General features: G+C 54.7%; 1 protein-coding gene. It reads right to left on the bottom strand.

All coding sequences use genetic code 11. From position 1 onward, the window contains the following. Positions 1–70: 70 nt before the first annotated feature. On the bottom strand, positions 71–394 hold the full coding sequence (locus VBE63_RS31120) for a ribbon-helix-helix domain-containing protein (RefSeq protein WP_323686797.1): 324 nt from the start codon (positions 392–394) through the stop codon (positions 71–73). Positions 395–534 lie beyond the last annotated feature (140 nt).

The following is a 534-nucleotide window of genomic DNA, read 5'->3' as shown; positions in this document are numbered from 1 at the left end:
GGCGAGAGCCGCCGCAAAAAACGGCCTAATTAATGTCAACATGACAGCATGTATTCATGCATCTATGTTATCATGCAATATGTGGCTTGCCGTACTTCTTAAAGAGATCGTTCAAGGCCTCGGTCAACAACGCTTGGATCGTCGTCTCCTCAGCCGCAGCCATCACCTTCAGTTGCTTCATGACCTCCGGCTCAAAGTAGCCCGTCAGCGCCTTCTTGCCACGACGACTCGGCGGTAGCTGGCTACGCGTAGCCTCCTCGCGCTCAGCGTCTCTGTGCATCGGTTTGGTTGGCTCCTTGGAAGGTGCTGGCTTGTGCATTGCGCCCTCCTCGCCACCTCGCTCTGAGCGCTTGTCGAATTGGCTCAACGCGGCCGAAAGATTGCCCTTCTTCATGCTCAGTTCGCCTCGCTTTCTATTGATTGCATGCTGCTATGTTTGCATGCAAGCATAAAGAGTTCCCTCACCTCCTCGGCCGCCTTGCTGCCTGGCTCATACTCAAGGACGGTCTTTCCAACGGTCAGCGAATGCACGAA

The organism is Lamprobacter sp. (genome assembly GCF_034860625.1).
Taxonomy (GTDB): Bacteria; Pseudomonadota; Gammaproteobacteria; order Chromatiales; family Chromatiaceae; genus Lamprobacter.
The sequence above is the reverse complement of the archived record's forward strand: the minus strand, read 5'-3'. Positions and strand labels throughout refer to the sequence as shown.